General features: G+C 60.0%; 6 protein-coding genes. All 6 read right to left on the reverse strand.

All coding sequences use genetic code 11. The features are described from left to right. Positions 1 to 301, reverse strand: a 301-nt coding sequence (locus EPO09_RS17230; RefSeq protein WP_290644860.1) for a phosphate regulon sensor protein PhoR, incomplete at its 3' end; no start/stop codon positions are given. A gap of 24 nt (positions 302 to 325) precedes the next feature. Next, positions 326 to 1,027, reverse strand: a complete 702-nt coding sequence (phoB, locus tag EPO09_RS17235; RefSeq protein ID WP_290644862.1) for a phosphate regulon transcriptional regulator PhoB — start codon at positions 1,025 to 1,027, stop codon at positions 326 to 328. Between the two features lie 35 nt (positions 1,028 to 1,062). Continuing rightward, positions 1,063 to 1,770, reverse strand: a complete 708-nt coding sequence (gene phoU / locus EPO09_RS17240; protein ID WP_290644867.1) for a phosphate signaling complex protein PhoU — start codon at positions 1,768 to 1,770, stop codon at positions 1,063 to 1,065. Positions 1,771 to 1,820: 50 nt separating this feature from the next. Next, on the reverse strand, positions 1,821 to 2,606 hold the full coding sequence (gene pstB, locus EPO09_RS17245; protein ID WP_290644869.1) for a phosphate ABC transporter ATP-binding protein PstB: 786 nt from the start codon (positions 2,604 to 2,606) through the stop codon (positions 1,821 to 1,823). 39 nt (positions 2,607 to 2,645) lie between these two features. Further along, positions 2,646 to 3,503, reverse strand: a complete 858-nt coding sequence (gene pstA / locus EPO09_RS17250; protein WP_290644871.1) for a phosphate ABC transporter permease PstA — start codon at positions 3,501 to 3,503, stop codon at positions 2,646 to 2,648. Further along, on the reverse strand, positions 3,500 to 4,141 hold a 642-nt coding region (pstC, locus tag EPO09_RS17255), incomplete at its 5' end, for a phosphate ABC transporter permease subunit PstC (RefSeq protein ID WP_290644873.1). The genes pstA and pstC, both read right to left, overlap by 4 nt.

Consider the following 4,141-nt stretch of genomic DNA (forward strand, 5'->3'; position numbering starts at 1 on the left):
CCTCGCCGATCTGTACATCCTTGAGATGCACCACACGCTGGACGCGATGCGCCACTTCGCCCCACATACCCGGCAAGTCAGGCGGTGCGGCCTCAGGCGTGCGAAGCCAGTCCAGCAACCTGTGTCCCTTGAGCGTGTCATTCACAGAGAGCAGCAAGACGGCCGATGCCGCTGCGGCCATGCCCGTCGTGACGGGATAACCGATCTGCTTGCCAATCCACCAGCCTGCAAAGCCACCAGCCGATGCCGCCAACAGACGAGCACCGACCCGTGACAGCAGCCACGAATCGCTTGTATCCACGATGTCTCTTTATGAAGAGTGAACTCAGGCGGCGACGTCAGCCACCTGCTGCGTCAGGCGATAACCTGCACCGCGCACGGTCTCGATCAGTTGCGAGCGTTGCACGGGCGACAGGGCCTCGCGCAAGCGCTTCACATGCACGTCTACCGTGCGCTCTTCGATGAAGACGTGATCGCCCCAGACGCGGTCCAGCAGTTGCGCACGACTGTGCACGCGCTCGGGGTGCGTCATGAAGAAGTGCAGCAGCTTGAACTCGGTCGGGCCGATCTTGATCTCCTGATCGCCACGGCAGACACGCCGCGTGGCCGGATCAAGGCGCAGGCCCGCCACTTCCACCGCAGCGTCCAGCGCCTGAGGCGCCTTGCGACGCAGCACGGCACGCACGCGCGCCATCAACTCATGCGTCGAGAAGGGCTTGGTCAGATAGTCATCAGCACCAGCATCCAGGCCTGCGACCTTGTCCACCTCTTCCGCACGCGCGGTGAGCATGATGATCGGCAGATCACGGGTGCGCGTGGCACCGCGCCAGCGCTTGGCCAGGGCCAGGCCTGATTGACCAGGCAGCATCCAGTCCAGCAAGACCAGATCAGGCAGCACCTTGTCCAGCTCGTTCTGGGCATCATCGGCGTTGTGCGCCACGACCACATCGAAACCCGAATGACGCAGGTTCAGCGCGATCAACTCGGCGATCGCCATTTCATCTTCAACAACCAGCACACGACTCATGAAGTGTTCTCCGTGCTTGTGCGTTAATCTGTATCTCAGCGAATGATCGACTCAACCGCCTCAGGCGTGTTGTGGCGAACGTCCGTACCCTTGACGATGTAGATGACCTGCTCGGCCAGGTTCTTGGCGTGATCACCGACGCGCTCGATGGCCTTGGCCACGAACACCAGATCGATGGACGCCGAGATGGTGCGCGGGTCTTCCATCATGTAGGTGATGAGCTTGCGCATCAGGCCGTCGAACTCGGCGTCGATCTCGTTGTCGCTCTTGATCACTTCCAGCGCGGTTTGCGTATCCAGGCGGGCAAATGCATCCAGTGCGCGACGCAGCGACGCTGTGGCCAGCGAAGCCTCGAACGACACATCGCTCACTGGCAGGCGCAAGCGGCTGGACACACCCGTGTTGATCAAACGCTGAACCGTACGAGCGATACGTGCAGCTTCATCGCCCACGCGCTCCAGGTTGCCGATCGTCTTGGAGATGGCGATCAGCAAGCGCAGGTCACGTGCGGTAGGCTGACGGCGTGCAATGATGGTCGACAGATCGGCATCGATGTCCATCTCCATCTGGTTCACGCGCTCTTCGCCTTGAAGAACCTGGGTGGCGGTCTCGCCACTGAAATGCGTCAGCGCATAGATGGCCTGGGCCACTTGAGATTCAACCAGGCCGCCCATCTCCAGCACACGCGTGGAGATACCGCTGAGTTCAACGTCAAACTGGCTGGACAAATGCTTCTCGGACATACGAAGATTCCTTTGAAAACCTGTTTTTGATATGAATGGATCCACCATCATCAGCCGAAGCGGCCAGTGATGTAATCCTCGGTTTCCGTACGTTTGGGCTTCATGAAGATGTCGGTGGTAGCACCGAACTCGATCAACTCACCCAGGTACATATAGGCCGTGTAGTCGGAGCAACGCGCCGCCTGCTGCATGTTGTGGGTCACGATCAGCACGGTGTAGTCGTTCTTCAACTCGTGGATCAGCTCTTCGATCTTGCCGGTCGAGATTGGATCCAGCGCCGAGCAAGGTTCGTCCAGCAGCAGCACTTCAGGCTTGATGGCAATGCCGCGTGCGATGCACAGACGCTGTTGCTGACCACCAGACAGCCCCGATCCGCTCTGGTTCAGCTTGTCCTTGACTTCATTCCACAGGGCCGCCTTCTTGAGCGCCCACTCCACCCGCTCGTCCATCTCGACACGAGACAGGTTCTCGAACAGGCGCACGCCAAAAGCGATGTTCTCGTAGATCGACATCGGGAACGGCGTGGGCTTCTGGAACACCATGCCGACACGCGCGCGGATCAGCGAGACGTCTTCCTTGGTCTTCAGGATGTCCTGGCCGTCCAACAGGATCTCGCCTTCGGCGCGCTGCTCCGGGTACAGCTCGAACATTCGATTGAAGGTGCGCAACAAGGTGGACTTGCCGCAACCAGATGGGCCGATGAAGGCCGTCACCTTGTTCTCGGGCAACTCCATGTTCACGTTCTTGAGCGCGTGGAACTTTCCGTAATAGAAGTTCAGATTGCGCACGGCCAGCTTGGCCTTGTTGGCGTTTTGTGTTTGAACCTTGGCATCCATGGTGCAGGGTCTTTCGTGGAACTTGTGAAGCCGCGCCAATCAGCGCTGGCGGAACATCGTGCGAGCGATGACATTGAGCACGAGCACACCGGCCGTGATCAGGAACACCCCCGCCCAGGCCAGCTTCTGCCAGTTCTCATAGGGGCTCATCGCGAACTTGAAAATGGTCACAGGCAGGCTGGCCATCGGATGACTCAGATCAGCCGACCAGAACTGGTTGGACAGCGCTGTAAAGAGCAGCGGCGCCGTTTCACCAGAGATACGGGCAACCGCCAGCAAGATGCCTGTGATGACGCCAGCGCGAGCCGACTTCAAAGTGATCGTCAGGATCACGCGCCACTTGGGCGTGCCCAGTGCGTAAGCCGCTTCGCGCAGTGCATTGGGCACCAGTGACAGCATGTTCTCGGTCGTGCGGATCACCACCGGCACCACGATCAGCGCCAAAGCCAGCACCCCCGCCCAACCCGAGAAGGAGTGCATGCGCGCCACGACCATCGAGTAGATGAACAGGCCGACCACGATGGATGGCGCCGACAGCAAGATGTCGTTGATGAAGCGGGTAACGCTACCCAGCCAGCCCTTCTGGCCGTACTCCGCCAGGTAGACCCCGGCCATGATGCCCACGGGCGTGCCGATCAAGGTGGCCAGCCCGACCATCATGAGCGAACCCATGATGGCGTTGGCCAGACCACCAGCCTCTTGAGGTGGAGGCGTCATCTGCGTGAACGTGGCCAGTGTCAGGCCATCCACACCCAGGCGCACCGTCTCGACCAGAATCCAGACCAGCCACACCAGGCCAAAGGCCATGGCAGCCAGCGACAGAGTCAAGGCGATGAAATTGGTGCGTTTGCGGCTGGCATGCCGACGGGCACGCAGGGCTTGCAATTCGGCGCTCATGCTCGCGCTCCTTCAGACTTCTTGAGGCGTGCCAACAGAACCTTCGAGAAGGCCAGCACGACAAAGGTGATGAAGAACAGGATCAGGCCCAGATAGATCAGCGAGGCCTGATGCAGGCCCTCGCCTGCTTCGGCAAACTCGTTGGCCAAGGCCGAGGTGATGCTGTTGGCAGCTTCAAATACGGACAGGGAGTTCAACTGGTTCATGTTGCCGATCACGAAGGTCACGGCCATGGTTTCACCCAGCGCGCGCCCCAAGCCCAGCATCACACCACCGACCACACCGGTCTTGGTGTAAGGCAGCACGACCTTCCAGACCACCTCCCAGGTGGTGGAGCCAAGCCCATAGGCAGACTCTTTCAGCAAAGGCGGCGTCACCTCAAACACATCGCGCATGACGGATGCGATGAAAGGAATGATCATGATGGCCAGGATGATGCCGGCCGACAGGATGCCGATGCCAACAGGTGCACCACTGAACAAGGCGCCCAGATAAGGCACGCCTTGCGTGGCGCTCTGCAGCGGCTGTTGAACATAAGTGGCCAGCAAAGGACCGAACACCAGCAAGCCCCACATGCCATACACGATGGAGGGCACAGCCGCCAGCAATTCAACTGCGATCCCGAGCGGGCGCTTCAA

The sequence above is a fragment of the Aquabacterium sp. genome, from assembly GCF_004297345.1.
Classification (GTDB): domain Bacteria; phylum Pseudomonadota; class Gammaproteobacteria; order Burkholderiales; family Burkholderiaceae_C; genus Aquabacterium.